The sequence below is a fragment of the Pseudonocardia sediminis genome (assembly GCF_004217185.1).
Taxonomy (GTDB): domain Bacteria; phylum Actinomycetota; class Actinomycetes; order Mycobacteriales; family Pseudonocardiaceae; genus Pseudonocardia; species Pseudonocardia sediminis.
On record NZ_SHKL01000001.1, the window covers coordinates 4,493,680 to 4,517,622 of the forward strand.

At 70.9% G+C, this 23,943-nt stretch carries 28 protein-coding genes and 1 pseudogene; 14 read left to right on the forward strand and 15 right to left on the reverse strand.

All coding sequences use genetic code 11. The features are described from left to right. Positions 1-39: 39 nt before the first annotated feature. From EV383_RS20730 to EV383_RS20755, 7 genes are all read right to left on the reverse strand, one after another. Positions 40-1,140 carry a YeiH family protein gene (locus tag EV383_RS20730; RefSeq protein ID WP_242623230.1) on the reverse strand — a complete coding sequence of 367 codons (1,101 nt, stop codon included), beginning with the start codon at positions 1,138-1,140 and terminating at the stop codon, positions 40-42. Continuing rightward, complete coding sequence (locus tag EV383_RS31300; RefSeq protein ID WP_165438424.1) at positions 1,137-1,289, reverse strand: hypothetical protein; 153 nt, start codon at positions 1,287-1,289, stop codon at positions 1,137-1,139. Before EV383_RS31300 ends, EV383_RS20730 begins: the two co-directional genes overlap by 4 nt. Positions 1,290-1,639: 350 nt before the next feature. Continuing rightward, positions 1,640-2,227, reverse strand: coding sequence for a DJ-1/PfpI family protein (locus EV383_RS20735; RefSeq protein WP_130291457.1), 588 nt, complete (start codon positions 2,225-2,227; stop codon positions 1,640-1,642). Positions 2,228-2,317: 90 nt separating this feature from the next. Continuing rightward, positions 2,318-3,304, reverse strand: coding sequence for an ABC transporter substrate-binding protein (locus tag EV383_RS20740; RefSeq protein ID WP_242623231.1), 987 nt, complete (start codon positions 3,302-3,304; stop codon positions 2,318-2,320). Between the two features lie 65 nt (positions 3,305-3,369). Further along, a complete protein-coding gene (locus EV383_RS20745) occupies positions 3,370-4,158 on the reverse strand; it encodes an amino acid ABC transporter ATP-binding protein (protein ID WP_130291458.1) in 789 nt (262 codons plus the stop codon). Then, positions 4,155-5,132: an amino acid ABC transporter permease gene (locus EV383_RS20750; RefSeq protein WP_130291459.1), complete on the reverse strand. Its 978-nt coding sequence runs from the start codon at positions 5,130-5,132 to the stop codon at positions 4,155-4,157. The genes EV383_RS20745 and EV383_RS20750 overlap by 4 nt, the downstream gene beginning before the upstream one ends. After that, complete coding sequence (locus EV383_RS20755) at positions 5,129-5,623, reverse strand: GNAT family N-acetyltransferase (protein ID WP_130291460.1); 495 nt, start codon at positions 5,621-5,623, stop codon at positions 5,129-5,131. The genes EV383_RS20750 and EV383_RS20755 overlap by 4 nt, the downstream gene beginning before the upstream one ends. 652 nt (positions 5,624-6,275) lie before the next feature. Between EV383_RS20755 and EV383_RS20760 the strand changes: the two genes are divergently transcribed. From EV383_RS20760 to EV383_RS20770, 3 genes are read left to right on the forward strand one after another with little or no spacing between them, the layout of a single operon-like run. After that, the gene (locus tag EV383_RS20760) at positions 6,276-7,493 is read left to right on the forward strand and encodes an LLM class flavin-dependent oxidoreductase (RefSeq protein WP_130291461.1); all 1,218 of its coding nucleotides are present in this window, start codon (positions 6,276-6,278) and stop codon (positions 7,491-7,493) included. A 14-nt stretch (positions 7,494-7,507) separates the two neighbouring features. Next, entirely contained in the window at positions 7,508-8,878 is a 1,371-nt protein-coding gene (locus tag EV383_RS20765; protein ID WP_130291462.1) for an NtaA/DmoA family FMN-dependent monooxygenase, read from the forward strand. Beyond that, complete coding sequence (locus EV383_RS20770) at positions 8,875-9,969, forward strand: LLM class flavin-dependent oxidoreductase (RefSeq protein WP_130291463.1); 1,095 nt, start codon at positions 8,875-8,877, stop codon at positions 9,967-9,969. Before EV383_RS20765 ends, EV383_RS20770 begins: the two co-directional genes overlap by 4 nt. A 115-nt stretch (positions 9,970-10,084) precedes the next feature. Here EV383_RS20770 and EV383_RS20775 read toward each other — a convergent pair whose 3' ends face one another. Beyond that, positions 10,085-10,408, reverse strand: coding sequence for a hypothetical protein (locus EV383_RS20775; RefSeq protein WP_130291464.1), 324 nt, complete (start codon positions 10,406-10,408; stop codon positions 10,085-10,087). Positions 10,409-10,802: 394 nt separating this feature from the next. Beyond that, positions 10,803-11,057 (reverse strand): hypothetical protein, encoded by a 255-nt coding sequence (locus EV383_RS20780; RefSeq protein ID WP_130291465.1) that lies wholly within the window; start codon positions 11,055-11,057, stop codon positions 10,803-10,805. 10 nt (positions 11,058-11,067) lie between these two features. Between EV383_RS20780 and EV383_RS20785 the strand changes: the two genes are divergently transcribed. From EV383_RS20785 to EV383_RS20805, 5 genes are all read left to right on the forward strand, one after another. After that, positions 11,068-11,463: a hypothetical protein gene (locus EV383_RS20785; protein ID WP_130291466.1), complete on the forward strand. Its 396-nt coding sequence runs from the start codon at positions 11,068-11,070 to the stop codon at positions 11,461-11,463. 485 nt (positions 11,464-11,948) lie between these two features. Next, positions 11,949-12,740, forward strand: coding sequence for a mechanosensitive ion channel family protein (locus EV383_RS20790; RefSeq protein WP_130291467.1), 792 nt, complete (start codon positions 11,949-11,951; stop codon positions 12,738-12,740). A 152-nt stretch (positions 12,741-12,892) separates the two neighbouring features. Next, a complete protein-coding gene (locus EV383_RS20795; protein ID WP_130291468.1) occupies positions 12,893-13,762 on the forward strand; it encodes a YsnF/AvaK domain-containing protein in 870 nt (289 codons plus the stop codon). Between the two features lie 100 nt (positions 13,763-13,862). Next, positions 13,863-14,549: a YsnF/AvaK domain-containing protein gene (locus tag EV383_RS20800; RefSeq protein ID WP_130291469.1), complete on the forward strand. Its 687-nt coding sequence runs from the start codon at positions 13,863-13,865 to the stop codon at positions 14,547-14,549. A 47-nt stretch (positions 14,550-14,596) separates the two neighbouring features. Continuing rightward, positions 14,597-14,815 (forward strand): excisionase family DNA-binding protein, encoded by a 219-nt coding sequence (locus EV383_RS20805; RefSeq protein ID WP_130291470.1) that lies wholly within the window; start codon positions 14,597-14,599, stop codon positions 14,813-14,815. On the opposite strand, the gene EV383_RS20810 is transcribed toward EV383_RS20805, so the two are convergent. After that, entirely contained in the window at positions 14,770-15,306 is a 537-nt protein-coding gene (locus EV383_RS20810; protein ID WP_165438425.1) for an STAS domain-containing protein, read from the reverse strand. The two genes, EV383_RS20805 and EV383_RS20810, sit on opposite strands and share 46 nt — an antisense overlap. 560 nt (positions 15,307-15,866) lie before the next feature. Between EV383_RS20810 and EV383_RS20815 the strand changes: the two genes are divergently transcribed. Further along, on the forward strand, positions 15,867-16,676 hold the full coding sequence (locus EV383_RS20815; protein WP_130291472.1) for an LLM class flavin-dependent oxidoreductase: 810 nt from the start codon (positions 15,867-15,869) through the stop codon (positions 16,674-16,676). 190 nt (positions 16,677-16,866) lie between these two features. Here EV383_RS20815 and EV383_RS20820 read toward each other — a convergent pair whose 3' ends face one another. From EV383_RS20820 to EV383_RS20835, 4 genes are all read right to left on the reverse strand, one after another. Continuing rightward, positions 16,867-17,202 carry a type II toxin-antitoxin system VapC family toxin gene (locus EV383_RS20820; RefSeq protein WP_242623232.1) on the reverse strand — a complete coding sequence of 112 codons (336 nt, stop codon included), beginning with the start codon at positions 17,200-17,202 and terminating at the stop codon, positions 16,867-16,869. Beyond that, positions 17,199-17,411 (reverse strand): hypothetical protein, encoded by a 213-nt coding sequence (locus EV383_RS20825; RefSeq protein ID WP_130291473.1) that lies wholly within the window; start codon positions 17,409-17,411, stop codon positions 17,199-17,201. The genes EV383_RS20820 and EV383_RS20825 overlap by 4 nt, the downstream gene beginning before the upstream one ends. A 563-nt stretch (positions 17,412-17,974) precedes the next feature. Next, positions 17,975-19,165: an FAD binding domain-containing protein gene (locus tag EV383_RS20830; protein WP_130291474.1), complete on the reverse strand. Its 1,191-nt coding sequence runs from the start codon at positions 19,163-19,165 to the stop codon at positions 17,975-17,977. A 109-nt stretch (positions 19,166-19,274) separates the two neighbouring features. After that, positions 19,275-21,332, reverse strand: coding sequence for a helix-turn-helix domain-containing protein (locus EV383_RS20835; RefSeq protein WP_242623233.1), 2,058 nt, complete (start codon positions 21,330-21,332; stop codon positions 19,275-19,277). 76 nt (positions 21,333-21,408) lie between these two features. Between EV383_RS20835 and EV383_RS32320 the strand changes: the two are divergent. Further along, positions 21,409-21,560 (forward strand): annotated as a pseudogene (locus EV383_RS32320) (transposase); the annotation flags it as partial. Positions 21,561-21,641: 81 nt separating this feature from the next. Here the strand turns inward: EV383_RS32320 and EV383_RS20845 are convergent. Next, entirely contained in the window at positions 21,642-22,397 is a 756-nt protein-coding gene (locus EV383_RS20845) for a GntR family transcriptional regulator (RefSeq protein ID WP_130291475.1), read from the reverse strand. A 207-nt stretch (positions 22,398-22,604) separates the two neighbouring features. On the opposite strand from EV383_RS20845, the gene EV383_RS31765 reads away from it, so the two are divergent. From EV383_RS31765 to EV383_RS33270, 4 genes are all read left to right on the forward strand, one after another. Then, positions 22,605-22,784: a hypothetical protein gene (locus EV383_RS31765; protein ID WP_207223604.1), complete on the forward strand. Its 180-nt coding sequence runs from the start codon at positions 22,605-22,607 to the stop codon at positions 22,782-22,784. After that, positions 22,781-22,969: a hypothetical protein gene (locus EV383_RS31770; RefSeq protein ID WP_207223605.1), complete on the forward strand. Its 189-nt coding sequence runs from the start codon at positions 22,781-22,783 to the stop codon at positions 22,967-22,969. The genes EV383_RS31765 and EV383_RS31770 overlap by 4 nt, the downstream gene beginning before the upstream one ends. 230 nt (positions 22,970-23,199) lie before the next feature. Further along, complete coding sequence (locus EV383_RS33265; protein ID WP_207223606.1) at positions 23,200-23,631, forward strand: isochorismatase family protein; 432 nt, start codon at positions 23,200-23,202, stop codon at positions 23,629-23,631. Then, entirely contained in the window at positions 23,624-23,815 is a 192-nt protein-coding gene (locus EV383_RS33270) for a hypothetical protein (RefSeq protein ID WP_341273741.1), read from the forward strand. The genes EV383_RS33265 and EV383_RS33270 overlap by 8 nt, the downstream gene beginning before the upstream one ends. Positions 23,816-23,943: the final 128 nt, after the last annotated feature.

The following is a 23,943-nucleotide window of genomic DNA, read 5'->3' on the forward strand; positions in this document are numbered from 1 at the left end:
CGGGTCGTCAGCGGGGACGGTCGTGGCGGGTCTGCGGGATCAGACGGTGACTCCGGAGAACAGCAGCACCGCCAGCCCGAGCCCGACGCCGAGGTTGACCACGGTCGCCGAGGCGAACACCGCGATCGGACGCCAGCCGGCCTCGCGCAGCGGCGCCACCCGGAACTCCAGCCCGATCGAGACGAACGCCAGGATCAGGAACATCGTCCGGAAGTCGTTCACGATCTCGATCGCCGGCTTCGCCGCGGCCGAGCCGAGGACGCTGCCGTAGATCGTCGCGATGATCGAGGCGGCGAGGAAGCCGAGCACGAACTTCGGGAACCGCTCCCAGAACTCGCGCAGCCCGGGCCGGGCGGCCGAGCCGGAGCGCTCGACCTTCAGCGCGAAGTACGCCGTCAACGCCACCGCGACGACGCCGAGCAGCGCGTTCTGGGTGGTCTTGACGATGGTGGCGATCTGCAGCGCCTCCTCGCCGACGATCGCCCCGGCCGCGCTGACGGCGGCGGTGGTGTCGATGTTGCCGCCGATCCAGGCCCCGGCCACCGGAGCCGGGAGCCCCAGCCAGCCGACGGCCGCGGGCAGGAAGAAGATCGACGGGATCGCGAAGATGATCACCAGGCTCGCGGTGTAGGCGAGCTGTTCCTTCTTCGCCTGGACCGCACCGGCGGCGGCGATCGCGGCACTGACGCCACAGATCGACACCGCCGACGCCAGCAGCGCGCGGAGCTTGTCGTCGACGCCCAGGCGCCCGGCCAGCCACCAGGTGAAGCCGAACACCACGGTGATCAGCACGAGGGCCTGCAGCACCGCCGGCCCGGCCGCGCCGACGATCACCGAGAAGTTGATCGACGCACCGAGCAGCACCAGGCCGGTCTTGATGAAGAACTCGGTCCGGAACCCGGCGGCGAGCCGCTCGCGCACCCCGAGCAGGGTGAGCACGACGTTGCCGAGCAGGCCGAGCGCGATCGCGTAGATCGGGTACTCGATGGCCCCGGCCAGTCCCTCGAACGCGCTGCCCTCGGCGGCGTCGGGGACGGTCTGTTCGAGGAACCGGACGAGCGCGCCGATCGCGACGACGACGGCGACGCCGCCGATCGCCCAGACGGTCGTGTTCCGCTGCGCGGTCCGCTGGTCGGTCACGGGACCAGCCACCCGGGCCAGACGCCGGCCAGGACCAGGGCCAGCAGGACGAGACCGACGACGGTCGCCGCCCAGTCCTCGTTCAGCGCGAGACGGCGCTGGGCCGGGACGGCATCGGGTCCCGGGTCGGAGTCGGCGGGACGGCTCATCGCCGGGCTCCCGCCGTGGGGGCGGCGGTGGTCGTGCGAGATGACACGGGAGTTCCTTCGAGGGCGCGTCGGGACGCCGGCGGGCGCACGGCCGTCCCGGGGCGGGCGGTGGTCGTCGGGCGGCCGGACGGCCGCGGTCAGCGACAGAGCTCGTCGAACGCGTGCGACCGCCGTGACGGCCAGAACTCCTCGAGATGGGTGACCAGGCGCCGGGCCATCGCCGGACCCGCGGGGTACGGCGGGCGGGGCGAGGTCATCGACCCATCGTGAGCCGACCGGCCGATCGGGACAAGCGGCCGTCCGCGACACGGGACGGCCCACTCACCTGTCCGGACAGGCCGTCCTGCAGGTCACACGGGCGGCATCGGGTCGTACTGGATCCCGCGCCGCACCTCCCGGGCGCGCTCGGTCCCGGCGAGCCGGGCCACCAGGTGCAGCGCCATGTCGATCCCCGCGGAGACCCCCGCGGAGGTGATCACGTCGCCGTCGTCGACGAACCGGTCCTCCGCCCGGACCTCGATCGACGGGTCGAGCGTCCCGAGCCGCTCCAGCGAGGCCCAGTGCGTGGTCGCCGGGCGGCCCGCGAGCAGTCCCGCGGCCGCGAACACCAGCGAGCCGGTGCATACGCTGGTCATCAGCGGGACCTCGGCCCGCCAGGCGCGCACCCGGTCGAGGTGTGCGGCGTCGTCGAGCTGGGGACGGGTGCCGGCGCCACCGGGGTGGAGCAGGACCTGCAGCGGCGGCGCATCGTCGAACGAGTGGTGCGCCGAGACGGTGAGTCCCTTCGCGCACCGCACCGGCTCCCCCGAGCGCGACAGGCAGGAGACGGCCCAGCCGTCCTGCGGGTGGCGCGCGGCCCAGAACGCGAGCACCTCCCAGGGGCCGATCGCGTCGAGCTCCTCGACGTCGTCGAACAGGACGATCCCGATGTGGTTCATGCCGAGCTCCGTTCCGTGGACTCCCCGACCCGCCGTGTCCCTCACCGGGTCGTCGGGACGGGCCGGGGAGTTCCCCCGGTCAGCGCACGGTCACGACGCGGCCTTGCGGGGAAGCCCCGGCGGGTTGATCACCGAGGTCGTCACGGCCTCGTTGGTCAGCTTCCAGCGCTCGAGCACCTCGCCGTACCTGCCGTCCTCGATCAGCGAGTTCAGCGCCTCGTGAACCGGCCCGACGAGGCCGTTGCCCTTCTTCGTCATGACGGCGATGTCGGCCTGGACCGATCCCCCGCCACCGTTGACCGACCCGAGGATCTTCGTCTTCCCGCCGGTCGCGACGTGGTAGGCGACGCCGGGGTTGGGCCCGAAGTAGGCGTCGAGACGTCCGGAGTCGAGGGCGAGGTAGTAGTCGCCCTGGTTCTGGTAGTACTGGATCTTCGCCGGGGCCAGCCCGGCCGCCTTGTTCTGCGCGTCCCAGTCGAGGAGGATCTGCTCCTGGTTCGTGCCCGAGCCCACCCCGATCGCCAGACCGGCGATGTCGGCCGGCTTCTCGATCCTCTGGACCTTGCCGGCGGTGGGGCCCTCGAACGAGACGGTGTCGACGCGGTAGGTCGCGAAGTCGTACTTGTCCTTGCGCTCCTCGGTGACCGTCACGTTGGACAGCGCGGCGTCGTACTGCCCGGACTCGACGGAGAGGAAGAGGTTCTCCCAGGACGTCGGCTGCAGGTCCAGGCGCAGGCCGAGCTTGTCCGCGACGAGCTGGGCGATGTCCGGCTCGGTGCCGATCACCGTCCGGTCGTCGTCGGCGCGGAACGACAGGGGCGGGCTGCCCGAGCCGGTGGTCCCGACGACGAGCGTGCCCTTGTCCCGGACGGCCTGCGGGACCTTCGCGGCGATCGCGTCGTCCTTCTCGGCACGCACGCGGTTCTGCTCGGGGCTGGTGTTGACGGTCGCACCGGAGGCGGGCTGTGCCGCCTGGTCGGGGTCGGGTCCCGCGCAGGCCAGGGTGGCCAGGAGCGGGACCGCGACGACGACCGCGGCGAGCCGCAGGTGGCGCAACGGCCGGGGGATTCGGGACACGGTGGAACCTCTCTTCGGTGGACGGGTGGGGCGGTGGGTCAGGGCCAGGGGTCGGGGCCAGGGGGTCAGTGCAGGACCTTGCCGAGGAACGCCGCCGTGCGGCCCTCCCTCGGGGCGTCGAGCACCTGGTCCGGTGGCCCCTGCTCGACGATGCGTCCCTCGTCGAGGAAGACGACGGTGTCGGCGGCCTCGCGGGCGAAGCCGATCTCGTGCGTGACGACGACCATCGTCGTGCCGCTGCGGGCGAGGTCGCGCATGACGTCGAGGACCTCGCCGACGAGCTCGGGGTCCAGCGCCGAGGTCGGCTCGTCGAACAGCAGCAGCTTGGGCCGCAGGGCCAGCGCCCGGGCGATCGCGACGCGCTGCTGCTGCCCGCCGGACAGGCGCCGCGGGTACTGCTCGGCGAAGTCCGCGAGCCCGACCCGGCCCAGCAGCTCGCGTGCCTCGGACAGCGCCTCGGCCCGGGGCCGGCCCTGCGCGGAGATCGGCGCCTCGGCGACGTTGTCCAGCGCCGTGAGGTGCGGGAACAGGTTGAAGTTCTGGAACACGAACCCGATGTGGGTACGCTGGCGCAGGATGTGGCGTTCGGCCAGCTCGTGCAGCCGGTCGCCGGAGCGCCGGTAGCCGATCAGCTCGCCGTCGACGCCGACGAAACCGCGGTCGACCTTCTCCAGGTGGTTGATCGTGCGCAGCAGCGTCGACTTGCCCGAGCCGGACGGCCCGAGCAGGACCGTCACCTCCCCGGGGGCGACGGTGAGGTCGATGCCGCGCAGGACCTCCAGTGCCCCGAAGCTCTTGCGCACCCCGCGCAGGTCGACCATCGGCGTCACGGTCTGCGGCTGTGTGGCGGTCATGCCGTCACCTCCCGGTCGCCCGCGGGACGGACGGGCCGCCGTCGCAGCGCGGCCCGGACCTTCTGGATCGGCGTCGGCGGCAACGTCCGCGCGGCACCCTTGGCGTAGTGGCGCTCGACGTAGAACTGGCCGACCGAGAGCAGGGTGGTCAGCACGAGGTACCAGACGGCCGCGACCAGCAGCATCGGGATGACCCGTCCGGTCCGGGTGTAGATCACCTGTACCTGGTAGAAGAGCTCCGAGAGCGCCATGATGTAGACCACCGACGTGCCCTTGACCAGGCCGATCAGCTCGTTCGCGGCCGTCGGGACGATGGTGCGCATCGCCTGCGGCAGCTGGATGCGACGGAACTGGCGCCACCGCGGGACGCCGAGCGCCGCGGCGGCCTCGAGCTGTCCGGGGTCGATGCCGATGAACCCCGACCGCACGACCTCGGCGGCGTAGGCGGCCTGGTGCAGGGCGAGACCGAGCACGGCCGCGGTCACCGGGCTGACCAGGTCCATCGTGCCGATCTCGAAGAACGCCGGCCCGAACGGGATGCCGAAGGAGATCGAGCGGTAGAGCAGCGCGAGGTTGTACCAGAACAGCAGCTGCAGGATCAGCGGGACCGAACGGAAGATCCAGATGTAGGTCCAGCTGACCGAGCGCAGCAGGGGGTTGGGCGACAGGCGCATCACCGCGAGCACCGTCCCCAGGACGAACCCGATCACGATGCCGAGCACCGTCAGCTGCAGCGTGAGCAGCACCGCGCGCACGATCGACGGCGCGAACAGGTACTGCCCGACCGTCCCCCAGTCCCAGGCGGGGTTGGTCACCAGCGCGTTGACCGCCATCGCGACCAGGACGGCCACGACGACCGCCGACGCCCACCGCCACGGGTGCCGGGCGGGCACGATCGTCAGCGCGGCGTCCGGGTCGCCCGGCGACGGCGGGTCGGACGAGGTGGTGCGGGTGTCGGTGGACGACGCGGTCATGGGGTGCCCCCGTGCAGGTGCTTCTCGAAGGGATGCTTCCCGACCTCCTCGGGGTCGAGACGCCTGTCGTAGAGCGGCGTGTAGCCGGTGCTCAGGTAGAGGCCCTGCGCCTCGGGCTGCCGCGGCCCGGTCGTCAGGTAGATCCGCCGGTAGCCCCGCTGCGCGATCTGCGCCTCGAGCTCGGCCAGCACCCGCCGGGCCAGGCCGCGGCGGCGGTGCGCCGAGTCCGTCCAGATGCGCTTGAGCTCGGCCGTCCCGGGGTCCCAGCGGCGGAACGCACCGCCGGCCACCGGCACCCCGTCGTCGAGGATCAGCAGCAGGCCGCCGTCGGGCGGGGCGAACCGCTCGCGCTCCCGGGCCATCTCCTCGTCGAGGTCGCCGAGGGTGTGCCCGTAGCGCTGCCGGTACTCGTGGTCGAGCTCGACGAGCATGGGCACGACCAGCGGGTCGCTGTAGTCGACGCTCCGGATCTCGAGCGGGACGGCGGACATGGGGGTACTCCACGGGGACGTGCAGCAGCGACCCCGGGGACAGCTCGGGTCCACGGTGGACGGCACCACGACAGAGGGGGACGGACGGCGCGCGGCGGCGGCTCTACCGGCCGCGCGGGGGCTCTACCGACAGAGCGCGGCGTCGGTCCGGCACAGGTCGACGTGGCGCCGCCGTGTCCAGCGCACGGCGAGGAGCCGCTCTCCGCTCGACATGACCGACTCCCATCGAACCCGGCGGTAGCACCCACCTCGCCACGGTGGCGTGGGTTGCTGCGGTGTCGACGAGCCGGGACTCTCGACCGCTCACCGATGGTTCGAACGCACTGAACATGTCGTCCGATCGAGTTGTCAAGAGCGCGATCGCTCACTCGCCGTGACGCCTCGGCGCGGATGGGCCGGCGTGGCACGCGCCACAGGGACCGGGTCACGGGTGTGTTGACACCGTGGCCGCAGCGGCGAACTCTCGGTGGTGTGTCCTGCCGCTGCCCCCTGACGCGTCGCCGTCACGTGGATCTGCACCGGGTCACGGCCCAGGGCTGTCGCTGACGACGCCCGGCGCGTCCGCGCCCCGGCGCCGGGACCTCTCCCGGCGCGTTCTCCCAGGCTGTTCGACGTACCGCTCAGTCGTCCCCGCTCATCGGAAGGACTCCCGATGGCCATCGGGCCCACGTCCGGCTCGCCGGACCTGCATCTCGCCGTCGCACTCGCCGACTGCGGCTGGCACCCCGCCGCGTGGCGGGAGCCCGGCGCGCGCCCGCACGACCTGCTGACCGGCGGGTACTGGGCCGACCTGGTCTCCGAGGCCGAGCGCGGCCTGGCCGACCTCGTCACCGTCGACGACACGCTCGGCCTGCAGTCGTCGTCGCCGTTCCGCCCGGACTCGCGCACCGACCAGGTGCGCGGCCGCCTCGACGCGGTGCTGATCGCGAACCGGGTGGGCCCGGTGACCCGCAACATCGGGATCGTGCCGAGCCAGATCGTCACCCACACCGAGCCGTTCCACGCGTCCAAGGCGATCGCGACGCTGGACTACGTCAGCACCGGCCGCGCCGGGGTGCAGCTGCGGACCTCCGCCCGCCCCGAGGACGCCGCACTGTTCGGCCGCCGCGAGATCCCGGCGTTCGACCGCGACGCCCCCGGCGCCGACGACACCGGCCCGCTGGCCGACCTGTTCGACGAGGCCGCGGACTACGCCGAGGTCCTGCGACGGCTGTGGGACTCCTGGGAGGACGACGCCGAGATCCGGGACGTCGCGACCGGCCGGTTCGTCGACATCGGCAAGCTGCACTACATCGACTTCGACGGCGCCTCGTTCTCGGTGCGCGGCCCCTCGATCACCCCGCGCCCGCCGCAGGGACAGCCGCCGATCGCCGTCCTGGCCCACCGCACGGTCGCCTACCGCCTCGCCGGACGGGCGGCCGACCTGGTGTTCGTGACCCCGCGCGACGACGCCGACGCCGCCGGGATCCTCGGTGAGGTCCGCGACGAACAGGACCGGGCCGGGCGCGGCGCCGAGCCGGTGCACGTCCTCGGCGACGTGGTCGTGTTCCTCGACTCCGACGCGTCCGCGGCGCGCGAGCGCAAGGCACGCCTGGACGGGCTGCTGGGCCGGGAGCTGATCAGCGACGCGCACGTGTTCGTCGGGACGCCGGGCGAGCTGGCCGATCTGATCCTCAGCTGGCGGGCGGCCGGGCTCTCCGGTGTCCGACTGCGGCCGGGCGCGCTGCCCTACGACCTGGAACGCATCACCCGCGACCTGGTCCCGGAGCTGCAACGCCGCGGCGCCTACCGCACCGCCTACACGTCGGACACGCTGCGCGGGAACCTCGGCCTCGCCCGACCGGCCAACCGCTACGCGACCGCTCGATAAAGGGGAGATTCACCGTGCCGCGCAAACAGATCCATCTCGCCGCGCACTTCCCGGGCGTGAACAACACGACCGTCTGGAGCGACCCGGCCGCCGGGAGCCACATCGAGTTCTCCTCGTTCGCCCACTTCGCCCGCACCGCCGAGCGCGCGAAGTTCGACTTCTTGTTCCTCGCCGAGGGACTGCGGCTGCGCGAGCAGAACGGGCGGATCTACGACCTCGACGTCGTCGGGCGCCCGGACACGTTCGCGATCCTCGCCGCCGTCGCCGCCGTCACCGACCGCCTCGGCCTGGCCGGCACGATCAACTCGACGTTCAACGAGCCCTACGAGGTGGCACGGCAGTTCGCGTCGCTGGACCACCTCTCGGCCGGGCGCGCCGCGTGGAACGTCGTCACCAGCTGGGACGAGTTCACCGGGGAGAACTTCCGTCGCGGCGGCTTCCTGCCCCAGGAGAAGCGCTACTCCCGGGCCAAGGAGTTCCTGTCCGCGACCGGGACGCTCTGGGACTCCTGGGACGGCGACGAGATCGTCGCCGACAAGGACTCGGGCGAGTTCCTGCGTGACGGCGACCCCGGGCGGTTCGCGATCCGCTCCGACCAGTTCGACGTCACCGGGCGGTTCGCCGTCCCGCGCAGCCCGCAGGGCCGCCCGGTGATCCTGCAGGCCGGGGACTCCGAGGAGGGACGCGAGTTCGCGGCCTCGTCCTCGGACGCGATCTTCAGCCGGCACGCCGAGCTCGAGGCCGGCCGCGCGTTCTACGCCGACGTGAAGGGCCGCCTGGCCCGCTACGGCCGCGAGCACTCCGACCTGAAGATCCTCCCGGCCGCGACGTTCGTCCTCGGTGACACCGACGCCGAGGCCGCCGAGAAGGCCGACGTCGTGCGCTACCAGCAGGTCAGCGGCCAGACCGCGATCAAGTTCGCGGAGCAGCTGTGGAACCGCGACCTCTCCGACCGCGACCCCGACGGCCCGCTGCCGGCCGAGGACCCGATCGTCGGGGAGAACACGGTGTCCAAGGGCCGGGCCAGCGTCCGGATGTACCGGGACCCGATCGCCACCGCGAACGAGTGGCGCGCCGTCGCCGAGGCCAAGGGACTCTCGCTGCGCGAGGTCATCGTCGAGGTGACCGCGCGGCACACGTTCGTCGGGTCGGCGTCGACCGTCGCCGCGGCGATCGACGAGTCCGTGCAGACCGACGCGAGCGACGGCTTCGTCCTGGTCCCGCACATCACGCCCGGCGGTCTCGACGAGTTCGCCGACACCGTCGTGCCGCTGCTGCAGGAGCGCGGTTCGTTCCGCGCCGACTACGAGGGCACGACGCTGCGGGAGCACCTCGGCCTCAAGCCGTCACCGACCACCACCGACCCGACGGAGGTCTCGCCGTGAGGTTCCAGGTACTCGACATCGTCCCGCACACCCCGCACCCGGTCACGGGCGAGATCGTCTCGGTGCACGAGCGCCTGACACGCGTCGTGGACACGGCGGTGCGCGCGGAGAAGCTGGGCTTCGACTCCTACGCCGTCGGTGAGCGCCACCAGGGCGAGTTCGTCTCCTCCGCGCCGACCGTGCTGCTCGGCGCGCTCGCCCGGGCGACCGAGACGATCCTGCTCTCCACCGGCGTCACCGTGCTCTCGCTGCTCGACCCGGTCCGGGTCGCCGAGGACTACGCGACCGTCGACCAGCTCTCCGGCGGACGGCTGGAGATCGTCATCGGCAAGGGCAACGAGGACAAGCACTTCCCGATGTTCGGCCTGGAGCTGGCGAAGCAGTACGAGTACCTCACCGAGAACTACGAGCTGCTCCGACGACTGCTGCGCGAGACCTCGGTGGACTGGGACGGCATCCACCACACCGACCTGCACGGCGTCACCACGTTCCCCCGCCCGTTCGACGGACCGTTCCGGATCTGGCACGGCTCCGCGACGTCGACACAGGCCGTCGACCTCGCCGCGAAGTGGGGCGACCCGCTGTTCTCGGCGAACGCCCTGCAGCCGCGCGAGGCCTACCAGGTGCTGATCGACCGCTACCGGGAGAAGCTCGCCGAGCACGGCCACGACCCGTCGGTCGGCTACGTCGGGTCCGGTTCCGGCGGGCTGTTCCTCGCCGACACCGACGACGACGCGGTCGCCCAGTACCGCCCGATCTACGAGGCGACGGCGGCCAAGCTCGCCGCCGCCCACGCCGGGGACACCCGCAAGGGCAAGACGATGGCGTTCACGACGATCGAGGAGGCCGTCGCACACGGCCCCGCGCTGGTCGGGACGCCGGAACGGGTCGCGGCGAAGATCATCGACTACCACAAGAGCTATCGCCACGACGTCCAGTCGATCTCGATCAACCCGGTACTGCCCTACCCGCAGCAGCAGGAGGTCCTCGCCCGCTTCGCCGAGGAGGTCGTGCCCCTGGTGAGGCGGGAGATCACGACCACCCTGTGGGGCCCGGACGACCCCGGCCGCGCCTCGGGCCTGACCGGCTGACCGGGCGGGTCCGGCGCGGGGTGGGCGGCACCCTCGGGAGCCGCCCACCGCCGTTCCTCTACCGGGGTCGAGCCGCGGTCACCGGTGGTGGACCGCGGTTCGGAGGGGCCGATCGTCAGCAGGACTTCATGCCCCTGACGCTCGCCCAGCCCGTGATGACGCGTTCCTTCGACACCGTCTTGCCGGGCCCGACGGTGACGCACTCGCCGTCCGTGGTGCCGGCGATGTCGAGCTTGCGCTTGACCGTGCTGTTGTTGCAGTTCCGAATGGTGTAGTACACGATCTTCAGAGGACCTCCGGGAAGCTCGCCCACCTGATAGTCGAGTCCGCAGGGAGGCGTCGCCGCCATCGCTTCCGAAGCGGCGACGACGGCCATTCCGGACGTCAGGATTCCGGCGGCGGCCACCGTGACGGCAACCCGCTTGAACAGATTCTTCACATTCCACTCCTTATCGAAAAGGCCGCAGAAGGCGATCGGAGCGGCCAGGACGGGAACGGATCCTGTGCGACGTGATCGGGGCGAGAACCCCACGTCGATCCGTTGTGACGACGACGAATCTAGGCGGTTGTCACGGCCCGACAAGGGGCTTCACGGCTTCACCCCTTCACCGCCGACGGCAGCGGTAGGGTGATCTTGCCCGACCAGGAGGTCCGGCCCCTGAGGTGATCTTCAGCTGTGAAGAAGGCGAGCAGCTCCCTGTGAAGAACCATGAACAGGACCGGGTCGACGACGGTGAACGGCCTGGCGGCACGACCGAGGGGCGCACCCTGATCGCACGTCTGGAGCAGCTCCGGGAGCAGGCGGGCCGACCGACCGTCGAGGCGATCGCCCGTCACTCCGGCCGTTCCATGGGGGCGGTGTCGAACACCTTCAGCGGCACCGCGGTCTCGAGCAACGACACCGCGGATCGCATCGTCACAGCTCTCGGCGGAACCTTCGACGAGGAATGGCGGGCACTTCTCACGGCCGCCCGCGCGGAACGCGATGCGAAGAACAGGGACAAGAGCCCGGCACCGACGGAATCCGTGCCCGTCTCCCCTTCACGACCGACCGGGAACGGACCGAGCCGGCGCACCGTTCTGGTCACGGGTGGCGCCGTGCTCGCCCTTCTCGCCGCGGCCGCGATCGCCTTTCTCCCCGACTGGGGCCGGGACGATGCACGGCGGTCCACCGGCGGTGACGTCGAGCCCCTGGTGGTGACACGGGCCGGTCCGCTGGGACTGATCGTGCGGTCGTCCGGGATGCGTGACGGGGAACAGATCGGCAGCGCGGCAGAGGGGCAGACCCTCTGGGCGGAGTGCCGCGCCGTCACCGACTTCGACCCCCGCCCCGACACCGGGCAGGGCTCGAACTGGTACCGGGTCCGGTGGCCTAGCCCCGAGCCCGGCAAGGACTTCCTCAGCTCGACACCGCAGGACGAGTACACCGGCTGGGTCTACGGCGCGTTCGCCGCCCCGACGACGCCCGGAGGCGCGTCCGTTCCCCGGTGCTGACCGTGCCCCGCCGGAACGGGCCGGGCCGACGACGGCCCCGGCCGTTCGCGAACGATTCCCGCGCATTTCCAGCATTCGGCCCAGTCCGCGGGCCGATCCTGTTTCAGGCGTCTCACGAGTTGCGTTGTGGAGCAGGTGCACCTACCGTTCTCGGTGGGTCCGGAAAACGCTCTTCGATGTGCGGTCCGGCCTGGTGAAGATCATGTGACCATCGCGTCGCCGTCACACAACATCTGATCCCGACGATGGATCTCCACGCCTTCCGTAGCTGCGCTCATGGAGACGCGCTACCCCGCAGACGACACCACTGAGCTGCGACGATCGACACTCGGACCTGCGACGGTCCTCCGCCGAGGTTCAACGAGCAGGCTCGACGGCCGTTTCCCCCTCATGAACGTGCAGGTCGACGACCTGTACGTCGACAACGGTCTGCGACATCCGCCTCAGATCTCCTCGGCCTGCCACGAAAAGGTGGAGCGCGTCTCATGCAAGCCCTGAACAATGCTTTGTCGAGTTTTCTGTCGTTCCTGCCGCAGCTGGTCGGTTTCCTGCTGATCCTGATCATCGGCTACTTCGTGGCCCGGCTCCTGCAGAAGATCCTCTCCAAGATCCTGACGAAGGTCGGCTTCGACCGCCTCGTCGAGCGCGGCGGGGTGAAGAAGGCGCTGGACAAGAGCCAGTACGACGCCTCCGACATCCTGGCGCGGATCGTGTTCTACGCCGTGATGCTGTTCGTGCTCTCCACGGCGTTCGGCGTGTTCGGCCCCAACCCGATCAGCAACTACCTGGCCGCGATCATCTCCTACCTGCCGCTGGTGTTCGTCGCGATCCTGATCGTGGTCATCGCCGCCGCCGTGGCCGCTGCCGCCAAGAACCTGATCCAGAACAGCCTCGGTGGCCTGTCCTACGGCCGCCTCCTGGCCAACATCGTGTCCGGGCTCATCCTGGGCCTCGGCGTGATCGCCGCCCTCGACCAGCTCGGCATCGCGACGAACGTCGTCAACGCCGTTCTCTATGCCTTCCTGGCCGCCGTGGTGGGTATCGCGATCGTCGCCGTCGGTGGTGGCGGCATCGCACCGATGCGTGGCCGCTGGGAGAAGACCCTCGCCGCGTACGACCAGGAGAAGCCCCGGGTCGCCGACCAGGTCGCGAACGCGCCCGCGGTCGCCGAGCAGGCCCGCCTGGCCCAGGCGAAGACCCAGGACCTCGCCACCTCCGGCATCGGTCGCGACGGCACCGACGGCCGCGGCAGCTCGACCGGGACGCACCGCTCCTGATCTCCCGGGCGCGCAGTGACCCTGCCGTCCGGTGCAGCGTGCCACGCGGCTCTCCTGCCCGTGGCGCACACCGCCCGCCTCCCCGACCGGGGAGCGGACACCGCAACACCGTCGGCCGGGGACGCGTCCCCGGCGGACAGGGACGGACACACATGACGATCGCCGGCATCGACGACCCGAACGTACTGACCGGGGCCCAGGTCCACGGCACCGACGGCGACCTCGGCAAGGTCGACTCCGTCTACTTCGACAACGCCACCGACAAGCCGGAGTGGGTCGCGGTCACGAGCGGCCTGTTCGGCAGCCACGTGAGCCTGGTGCCGCTGCAGCAGGGCAGCTGGGACGGTCGCGCGCTGACCGTGCCGTTCGACAAGGCCGCCATCAAGAACGCGCCGCACCACGACCCGGACACCGCGATCAGCGAGACCGACGAGGCTGACCTCTACCGGCACTACGGGATGGACGCCGGCACGACCTCGGCGACCGGCCGTGGCGAGTCCGCCGTCGGTGACCGGTCCGCCGTAGACGACCGTCGCGACCGTTCCGGCGACGCCGGGATCCAGGGTCGCGACACCTCGGGCCCGACGACCGACGACGCGATGACCCGCTCCGAGGAGCAGCTCCGCGTGAGCACCGAACGGCGCGAGGTGGGCAAGGCCCGGCTGCGCAAGCACATCGTCACCGAGAACGTCTCGACCACGGTCCCGGTCTCGCACGAGGAGGTCACCCTCGAGCGTGAACCGATCACCGAGACCAACCGCGCCGACGCGCTGGCCGGCAAGGACCTCTCGGAGGAGACCCACGAGGTCACCCTGACCGCCGAGCGCGCCGTGGCCGGCAAGGAGACCGTTCCGGTGGAGCGGGTCAAGCTGGGCACCGAGACCGTCACCGAGCAGCAGCAGGTCGACGAGACCCTGCGCAAGGAGCAGATCGAGGTCGAGGGCACCGAGGGTGTCGACGTGACCGGCGACCGCACGACGACCGGCCGTACCGACCGGGACGCGGGCGGCGACCGGCGCTGATCCGATCGGTGGTCCGGGCGGTACGCCCGCCCGGACCACCGGCCCCCACGCCACGACACGCGCCGCACCCCGTGCGGGCCGACAGGGACGAGGACGACCCATGACCGCGACGGTCCCGATCGGCACGCCGGTCGCCGGAGCCCACGGGGAGCCGCTGGGCGCCGTGGCCACGGTCTACACCGAGGCCGGGACCGGGCGTCCGGTCTGGGCCGGGGTCGACGGGGCGCGCGGCACCGCCGTCGTCCCCCTCGACGGATCCACCTTCGACGGCACCACCCTGCACCTGCCCTACGGGGCCGACCACCTCCGCGACGCTCCCCCGCACGCACCGGGGACGACGATCGCCCCCGCCGAGGCCGCCGAGCTCACGCGCCACTACGGCGTCCGCCCGGCCGCTCCCCCGGTCGAGCCCTCTCCGGACGACGACGGCGTCCTCGTCCGCTCCGAGGAACGGCTGTGGATCGACCGGGCCTTCGTCGAGACCGGACGGGCCAGGATGGTGACCTCGGTCATCACCGAGAACGTCACGTTCACGGTCCCCGTGCGCCGCCAGGTGGTCCACCTCGAGTACGACCCCTTCCCCCTCGACCGGCAGCCGCCCAGCACCACCGGGCCGGCCCCCGACGTCCACGAGGTCGTGCGGTACGAGGAGCGCGTCCGCCTCGTCACCGAGGTCGTGCCGGTCGAACGGGTCCGGATGGTCACCCGGGTCGTCACGACCGAGCAGACCCTGCACGACCGCGTCAGCCACGAGGAGATCGAGCTCGACGAACCCGGTCCGGCCTGACGCACCCCTCCCGCCGGACGGTCCTCCCATCCACGACCGGAGAGCCCATGACCCAGCACGACCTCCCGAGCCAGGACCCCCGCCGGTTCCTGACGGTCAGCGAGGTCGCCGTCGAGCTGCGGATCTCCCGGGCCTCGGTCTACCGGCTCCTGCACGACGGCACCCTGGGCAGCAACCGGTTCGGCAAGTCCCTGCGCGTGTCCCGCGACGCCGTCGACGCCTACATCAGCTCCTCGGTCAACGGTGCACGACCTGCCGGGTCATGAGGCCCCCGTCCTGACGACAGCAGGTCGCCCGGTCCCCGTCGTGCACCCGTGGCGGGTCTCTGCTCGGGAGAGCGGCGTGGTGCGGGAAGATCACCGGAGTCGGACGACCGCGGTACCCCGGTCAGCTCCGTGAGTGCGATCTCGACGGTGGGGAAGGTACTGAACTCGCCGAGTACCTGCCGCGCCCGCAACGGCAGCAGATGCAGACGTCCCGAACAGCCGGCCATGTGGAGCCCCACACCGTGTCCGGCGGTGCTGTGCCGGGCGTGGCGGAGCACCTGCAGACCACCGGGTTCGAAGCTGTGGACGGCCTCGAGATCGACGAGCAGGTGGGTGAGGCGGCGGTGCCCCGAGCGGTGCAGCCGCACCTGCGCGTCGATCAGCCGCAGCAGGCCCGCCGCCGCGGCACGGTCGAGGTTCCCGGCGACCCGGATCATTCGCACGTGGTCGTCCGGTGCCTCGACCGCCATCCGGAACCGGTTCTCAGGCATGCCCGCCTCCCCGGCACGGCGCCGGTCCCGCTGACGACGGCGACCACCGCGGCCGGTCCGGAGGGCCGCCGTCGGGCGAAGGCCCGCTCGGTGCACGCCGGTCCGGCGTGGGGTGGCGATGGACGACGCGGTCCCCCGAGGAACCCGACGACGGCCGAACGGCATGGCATACCCGGAGCACAGCCCACCTCGCATCAGATCGCGTGCCGAACGCGCTTCGTCGCGCCGTTCGGGGGGCGGCTGTCATCTCAACCGGGACCAGGGACGGTAGGCGACACCGACATCGGCTTCAACCCGGGATCCGGCCTGGGGCACACCGACAATCGACACGGCCCACGGGATGGGACCTCCCCTGGACCGACCGGAAGGACCTGCGCTCGGCCGTCCGTCGGACTCGGGGAGTCCAGCACCGCGAGGACCTCGCCGGTGCAGTACGACGACATCGACGGCGCGCGCGTGCCATCCCCGGATGCCAGCATCGAGTACGACGTCGCCGCTCTCGGCCGGAGAACCGGTCGGCCCGGCGGCCGGCACGGGCCACGACGAGAGAGGTAGACCTGATGAAGGCGTTCCGGTTCGGCGTGGCGGCCGCAGCTCAGGACGGCGCGTCATGGCGGGACACCGCCCGCCGCGCCGAAGAGCTCGGCTACTCGACGCTGCTGTCCCCGGACAACCTGAACATGCCGACCCCGACCGCCGGACTCGCCATGGCCGCCGCCGTCACCACCCGGCTGCGCGTCGGCACCTACGTCTACGCCGTCCCACTCCGCACTGCACGAGCGGCGGCGTGGGAGGCCCACAGCCTCACCACCCTGACCGACGGACGGTTCGAGCTCGGTCTCGGCACCGGGTTGCCCTCGATGCGCCAGCAGGCCGACGAGCTCGGCCTGCCCTACGGCACCGGCCAGGACCGGCTCGACTCCATCTCCGCGACGCTCGACCACGTACGACACCTCGACGGCGACACCCACACACCCGTGATGCTCGCCGTCGGCGGCCCGAAGGCCCGACGTCTCGCGGGGGCGAAGGCCGACATCGTGACCTTCACCGGCAGCGTCCTGATCACCCGAGACGAGTTCGCCGGCCACATCGAGGACGTCCGCTCCGCCGCCGACGGCCGCGACATCGAGCTGGCGATGAACATCTTCGTGGTCGGCGAGCACGTCCCACCATGGATGGAAGGCTTCATCGGCGCCGACGCGCAGACCCTCATCGAGCACGACTCGCTGAGCATGATCCGCGGCAGCGTCGACGACATGGTCGACGAGCTGCAACGCCGCCGCGATCGACTCGGCGTCTCCTACATCAGCATCAACGAGGCCTTCATCGACGACTTCGCCCCAGTGGTCGCCCGCCTGACGGGACGATGACCCACCACCACACCCCGGACAGCGGCGCGCCGGGCGGTTCGAGGGAGTAGCCGACAGAACAGGCTCGTGGGTCCGGACGTGCCGACGCCGCCGCTGCGGTCCTGGTCGTCCGAGTCAGGGAAGTAGAACGAACGCATCGACGTGCCGCGGGCGGACGACAGAGAAGTGCCGACGATCGAGCGTGGCGACCTCAGTCAGTCCGAGTCTCTCGGTCAGCGCGATCACCGTCGCGTCGGTCGTGCCGAGCGGAAGGCCGGCGTACCAGGTCGGCCGCACGCCGGAAGTCTTCCGGAATCAGATCGACCGAGCGGAAGTCGCCGTCCGCGATCGAGCCGAGGAACATCGCCTCGACCTCGGCGCCGGCCTCCCGCGCAAGTAGGTAGCCGACCTCCGCCACGACCGTCGACGGGACGAGAAGCTCTCGCCCGGCGAGGTGCAGCCCGGTGAACAACTCAACACAGGTGTGCTGGTGGTCGTCGTCCGCCAGGGCTGCGGAGACGAGCGGTCCCGTGTCGCAGACGATCACGCCGGACGGCCGAAACCTTCGTCCAAGATCTCTTCAGCGCGGGCGGCGACGTCGCCGCGACCGGAGCGGCCGGCCCTGAAGAACGCGGGCGGCCAGGAACGGCCGCGCGCCTCGGCCAGATGCCGGCGTACGTCGGCGAGGGCCGTCGGAACTTGGTCTTCCGGAAGTTGCTCGACGAGCTCGCGCAACTCGTCCCGGTCGGCGCTCATACAGTGCACTTTATCGCGGCCGAGTCGCGGTCACGTCCGTTCGACCCCGCCCGCGCGTCGATCGCGTGCTGATCAACGGTGGACCACCGAACAGGGCCGATGACACCGCGCGATCATTGAAGGGGTTATGAGTCTCATGATCGCGCCCCGACGCGCCGATCTGCACAAAGTGGGGCGGGTCGGGTTCGAACCGACGACCTGACGGGTCTCAAGTTCGCTCGACGGCGGTAGTGACTTGTGATCATCCGACGGCATCAGTGCTGGTCAGCATCCAAGTTGATGTCGAGCGGCGATCTCGTGTGATCCGCCAACGGCGAACGTAAGCGTTGGCATTCTCGTTGGAGTCGTTGGAGACGATCATCCGGACGACGGACGACACCGCCGCCGGCTGCCGAGTCGGCCCCTTTGCATTTCAAGGCGCCGGCTTCGACGATGTGCGCGTCGGTGCCACAGATCGTCGACTACGAGATCCGCATGACGATGTCGGTGTCCGCGCGCAACTCCGGCATCGGGTGGTCACGGATCGTGAACTCCTTCGTTCGGCCTTGTCAGCGGCAGGGTGGTCAGGCGCCGGGACCGAGAAGCCCGAACTGCAGGTCAGGATCGCCCGTTGTCCAGGTGTTGGTCTGCTGCGAGCGACGTCCCATCGCCGAGACGCGATCGATCAGCTGGTTGCCGACCTCGAGCTGGCCCGGTTCCCAGCGCTTGAGCGCCTCGGTGATGTCGGTGGTCTCGGCGAGATGGTCGTGCAGGGTCCACGCGTCGTGGGCGGCCTTCGCGGTGCCGGCAGCCGCGTGTGGGCGGGCGGCGAACGCGGCGTCACCGAGGATCGCAACGCGCCCGTCGACCATGCCGGGGATCCGCGTGTCGAACACGACCTGCACGTATGGGTTCTCGGTCTGCGTCATAACCTCGGCCGCCGCGGGCGCGAGCTCGGCTGGGGCCGAGGCCTTGAGCTCCTCGATGACCCGGGGTTGCACCTGTCCCGCCGGGACGGAGACCGGGCACTCAAAGCCGCGCATGTCCGTCGTCAGTTCCTGCAGCGGCGCTCCGGCCTCGACATTGCGGTACCAGACGTAGTTCAGCAACCGTCTGCCCGGCTCGAGCTCTCCGTCCATGCCGGGGATCGTGTAGAGCACGACGTGCGTTCGGTCGCCGATGCTGTAGTTCAGCGCGTCGTCGAGTAGCGCGTGTGTTTCCGGGCTGACCTGGTCCTCGCGGACGGTTCCTCGCCAGCCGACGTAGCCGGAGTACTCCCGCTCCAGGTCGGGGAACAAGCGACGCCGGCCGGCCGAGCTGATGCCGTCGGCGAACACCACGAGGTCAGCCATCTCGCGGCGGCCGGACACGAACTGCAGCTCGACCTTGTCCGCGTCCTGGCTGAAGCCGCAGAAGCACTCGCCGAGGTGGTAGCGGTCCCGGTCGAAGTCCCCGAGCAGCGCGCGGTAGACCGATCCCCACGAGGTGTAGCGCCACTCGGCGGGAGACTCGTGCACGATCTCGTTGCCCGGACCGAGGTAGCGCAGGTGGTGGCTGCTGGTGCTGAGCTCGTCGATGCGGCGGGCGCTGTGCCCGTCGAACCACTTCATCGTGATCGGCTGGAGGACGATGCCTCCGCCCCGGTTGTCGAGCTGCTCCGGGTTGCGCTCGAACACGTCGACCGAGAAGCCGTGCCGTCGCAGCAACAACGCCGTGGTCAGGCCGCCGATCGAGCCGCCGACCACGATGGCGCGCGATCCGGTGTGCTGAATCACGGGCCAGTCCTCTCTGACGTGGTGTGAGAGGCCCATCGTGAGCGGGGGACGACTCCAGGACACTGTGGGGAGCCACAGCGATCGCGCAGCGGGCGGTGCTTTCCGACAGTCAGGACGTGTCGGTCGAGCCGAGAACGTCGTCCGCCATCAACGCGACGGTCAGCTGGAGGAGCGCCTCGGCGTTCTGCATCGACAGCCCGGTCAGCTCCTCGACGCGCTTGAGTCGCAGGCCGACGGTGTTCGGGTGGACGTACAGCTCGGTCGCGGTGCGGGCGACGTTCATGCCGTTGTCGAGATAGGTGCGGACGGTCCGAACGAGCTCCGCGTTGCGCCGGTCGTCGTGCTCGCGCAACGGGTCGAGCGTGAGCTCGGTGAACCGGCGCAGCTCGTGCGGGTCGTCGAGCTGCAGGAGCAGGCCGTAGACCCCGAGCTCCGGCAGCGCGATGGTGCGGTCGCGACTGCGAAGGCGTCCGAGATCGAGGGCGCCCCGAGCGGTGCGGACGGCCGGACGCAACTGGTCGACGCGATCCCGGCGATGACCGACAACGGCCGTCACGGTTCGGCCGTCGAGCACCCGGCGCGCGCTCGTCCGAATCAGGTCCGCAGCGTCGTGTGCGGCCGGTCCCCGACCGGGATCCGGCCAGAGGAGCACGACGTGGCCGCCCGAGGTGGTGACCAGCGGTCGTGGGTCACACCGGTCGGCGACCGTCTGCGCGACACCGAGGACGTGTCGGACTGCGTCCGGGTCGTCGTCCGGTGCCGCCACGACGACCGTGTGCGGTGACGTCAGGTCGTGGCCGAGAGGGACGGCCCGCGCCGCGACCGACTCGGCGTCGATGCCGGCCAGCAGATCGGTCAGCGGGTCGCCACGCAGCCTCCACTCGACGTCCGTCGCGGTCCTGCGGCGCAGGAATTCCAGGGCGCAGACGATCGCCGCGTGCTCCACCGCCCGCCGGTCCAGCTCGCTCAGCCCGTCGTCATCCCCAGGCAGCCCTCGCGCGATCACCTCCTCCCCCAGCATCACCGGCGCGGACAGCAGACCCGCGCCCGGCACGTCGGCGATCCCGGTCGAACCGAGGTCCGCCTCGACCGGGAGGGGGTCGCCCACCCCGGCATCGCCGACCGCCGCCCGGGCCACCACGGCACCGTTGCGGTCTGCGACCGCGACCGGACGGGACAGCAACCGCGCCAGCGCGTCCGCGACCCCCTGAACGCCACCGGCCCGGAGCGCAAGGGCCGTCAGCTCGCGGTGGATCTCCTCAGCCTGTTCGAGCAGCCGCCGCTGCTCGGTCAGCGACGCGATCAACCGGGTGCTCTGCAACGCGCTGGCAGCCTGGTTGGCGAGGGTCGCCAAGAGCGCGAGCTCGTCCGAGCCGAACTCGTGCACGACCCGCCGATAGCAATTGAGGGTGCCGACCGCCTCGCCCCGGACGAGCATCGGAATGGCGACGATCGCGCGGTATCCGTGCCGTGTCGCCTCGTGAGCCCAGGGCTCGAACGACGGGTCGGACTGGATGTCGGAGATCGGCACCGGCTGTTGAGTCACGAACGCCCGGCTGGACGGACCGTCGGCGGGCGGCCCGGAACCCAGGGCAATGGTGTGGCGATCGTTGACCGCCGCGACGTAGTCCGGCGACAGCCCGTGGACTCCGGAGATCACCAGCTTGCGCCGGTCGTCGTCGGAGAGGAGGACGCCGCTCCCCTCGTAGCCGGTCAGATCACAAGCCGTCCGTGCAATCAGATCCAGCAGGTGCGGAAGCCTAGTGCTGGCATTTACCGCAGCTGCGATCTTTCCGACCCCGGCAAGCCATGACGGATGTCGTGGTCGTTCTGAGTCCGCACAGTCCCGCTCCTCGCCCGACTCCCGATCAGACCCGGCGACGGCACCGTACTGGGAACACCCACTGCGTTGCAGCATTACTGTTGTGTACTCGGACAGTACGAGGGCCTCGTCGCGGCAGTAGCGTGCCGACAAGCCGGTGCGCCGGCGCGCCATCACCACCACGGGCGGTCGGGTCCCATTCGGCCGCTTTTCGACACGACGATGGGACAGGCAATGAAGCCGCCTCGCTTCCTGTATTGCGATCCCAAAACGCTTGAGGACGCGGTCGCCCTCAAGACCGAGCACGGATTCGACGCGCTCGTGCCCGCCGGCGGGTAGGCCCACCAGGTCACCTCGACCGCTGGCGGTCGGTGAGCAGCGCCAGCCTGGTCCGCAGGGCCGCCTACGCCCACCCCTGCACCGGCACCGCGACGACGTCCTGGCCTACTTCTCCCACCGCGCATCCAATGGGCCCACCGAGGCCATCAACGGCCGCTCGAGGCCCTTCGCCGCAACGCCCTCGGCTTCCGCAACCTGATCAACTACCGCATCCGCTCCCTACTCCACTGCGGCGCGCTCGCACTCCAAATCCGGAAGAGCCGCAAGAGAGTGCGCCGGTCGTTCGCCGACTTGACCTGGTCGGGTCCCGGCGCCTCAGCTCGCCCCGCGCGCATCTTCGGCTTCCTGAATGACATCGAAGGTGCGCACGATATGGGATTCCATCTCTGCGCGCGCGGTCTGCTGATCACCGGCGTGCAGGGCGGCGCGGATGCGTTCGTGGTCCTCGTGGCGCTCGTCGAGGGCCGGGCTCAGCGGGTTCGGCGACCCGGTGGTGTTGATCAGGAAGTCGGACAGGTCCCACATCCGGCGGCTGGTCTCGGCCATGACCCGGGAGTGCGCCATCAGGTGGATGGCCTCGTGAAAGCGCCGGTTCCACAGCCGATAGCCCCGGGAGCGCGTGGCGACGTCGGTCTCGGAGCGCAGCTCGTCGATCTGGCGGCTGATCGCGTCCAGGTCGGCGAGCTGCTCGGCGGTCCGGCGCGTCGCGGCGATCCCCGCGATGCTGCCCTCGAACCCGCCGAACATGACGAAGAAGTCGCCGACCTCGTGCGGCTGATACGTCGCCACCCGGGTCCCGACCTGCGGAATGATGTCGATCAACCCGTCGCCGGACAGTCGCCGCAGGGCCTCCATGATCGGCTGCTTGCTCACGTCGAACTCGGTCCGCAACTCCGCCGCGGAGAGTTGCTCGCCCGCGGCGTAGCGGCCGTCGAGCAGCCGCTCCTTGAGCTGGTCGTAGACCGCGTGGCTGAGACGGCTCGCGCCCCGGTCGAGGCGGACGGTCTGCGGGCGGCTCACGCGCCGAGGGTAGCCGGGATCGTCGCCGGCGCGGGCGGTCGCGGAACTCATCAGGTTCTCCCCTTGTGGTGTTGCCAGCCCTAGCTCTACTGTGCTGCCAGCACGCTAGCATGTCAGCTACTCAACGTAGTCAGATCGATCTGGGCGAGAAGTTGGCGGGCTCGACGTGGCGCCGGGGGAGGTGGGCGGCCGAGGGTGGTCGCCCTGGGCCCGCGGGGACCGCGTGATCGGCACGAACCCATCCGCAAGGGAGCAGTCATGGAGTTCTGCGTCGGGACCTGCGCGAAGATCGACTCGGTCGGTCTGGCGAGACGGGCCGAGGACCTCGGAGCCAGCCACTTCGGTGTCGGGGAGGGGCCGCTGTTGTTCAGCGACCCGTATCAGTACCTGGCGCTGGCCTCACAGCAGACCAGCAGCATCAAGCTCGTACCTGGGTGAACGAGCACGTCGACGAGCTCGGCGAGGGCATCGCGAAGGCCTCCACCGACGCCGCGATGGCCTACCTCGGCGACCCGAGCAACCCGAACGCGCCGCACTACCTCAAGGTGGGGGCGAAGTACCTGCGCGGCCTGGACCCGGTGCACCGCCCGCTGATCACCAAGGAACTCGTCGACTACTGGTGACTCTACGGTACCCCGGACGAGCTGCTGGACGAGACCTAGCTGATGCGCGAGTCCGGCGTGGACATGTGCTCGGTGTTCCTGTCCAACCCGTTCACCACCGAGCGCGACATCGCCGACATCGGCTCGTCGATCCTCGCCCGCGCCTGACCGGCGACCCGGCCCAGACCGGGCCACCGGCCGCCCACACCGCGGCCCCGTCACTGAGCTTCCCCTCTTCAAGGGAGATCGTCATGAGTTTCGACTCCTCCCGTACCGCGGTGGTCGCGGTGCACTTCCAGAACGACATCGTCGGCCCGGACGGCGCGTTCGCCGGGTTCTTCCGCGCCGAGGTCGAGCGCACCGGCGTCATCGACTCCGCTGCCCGGCTGCTCGGCGGCGCCCGCACGGCCGGAGCCACCGTCCTCTACACCCCCGTCGCCTGGAAGCCCGGCTACGCCGACCGGAACGCGAACTCCCCGCTGCTCGGGATGGTCGCCCAGACCCAGTGCCTGCAGAACGGCAGCACCGGCGCCGCGATCACCGACGAGGTCATCCCCCGCGACAGCGACCAGGTCGTCACGCACAAGCGGGTCGGCGGGTCCTCTGACAGCGGCCTCGACGCCACCCTGAAGGCCGCCGGGGTGGACACCGTCGTGTTCTGCGGGGTCGCCACGAATGCCTGAGTCGAGGGCACCGCCCGGCACGCTTCGGACCTCGGCTACCGCACCGTGGTCGTCGCCGACGCCTGCTCGGCCGGCTCCGAGGCCGCACACCGCCTCGCTGGAGTCGCTGGGCCTGCTCGCCGAGATCACCACCACCGACGAGGTGCTGGCCGGGCTGTCCCAGCCCGCCGGCGCCGGTGTCTGAGCACCGCCGGGATCCGCCGTGCTGGTGTCCGCCGCGCGGACGCCGGCACGGCCCGGCCGCGCCTCGCGGCCTCGCGACTTCCCCTGTTCGACCTGACTGACCAGCCTCAGCTCGCTCGCTGACGGGCG